This window comes from Nocardia exalbida NBRC 100660, from assembly GCF_000308575.1.
Taxonomy (GTDB): domain Bacteria; phylum Actinomycetota; class Actinomycetes; order Mycobacteriales; family Mycobacteriaceae; genus Nocardia; species Nocardia exalbida.
The window spans coordinates 1-390 of record NZ_BAFZ01000142.1 but is presented as its reverse complement, the minus strand read 5'-3'; the positions used below and the strand labels follow the sequence as shown (position 1 = coordinate 390).

Here is a 390-nt window from a genome sequence, read left to right as displayed (position 1 = left end):
GCCACCCACCGTCGTTACGGTGACCTGCACTGTTGCTGTTCCGGCCGGGGTGACGGCCGTGATCTGGGTCGCGGAGTCGACAGTGAACGAAGCCGCCGGTGTCGCACCGAAACTCACCGCTGTCGCTCCGGTCAGATCTGTTCCGGTGAGCACGACCGTTGTTCCGCCCGCCTCCGGCCCCGAACTCGGCACCACGGTGGCCAAGGTCGGTACGGGGACGTAGGTGTAGGTGACGCCGTTGCTGGTGCCGCCCGCGGTGGTGGCGGTAACCAGCACGGTCCCGGTTCCGGCGGGAGAGACTGCCGTGATCTGAGTCGCGGAGTCAACCGTGAAAGAGACTGCCGGTGTAGCGCCGAAGCTGACCGCAGTCGCTCCGGTCAGATTCGTTCC

At 66.7% G+C, this 390-nt stretch carries 1 protein-coding gene; it reads right to left on the bottom strand.

What is annotated here, in order from left to right:
* Nucleotides 1-381 (bottom strand): IPT/TIG domain-containing protein (locus ON29_RS29815; RefSeq protein ID WP_373283944.1); only part of this gene is annotated, 381 nt, incomplete at its 3' end.
* Nucleotides 382-390: the final 9 nt, after the last annotated feature.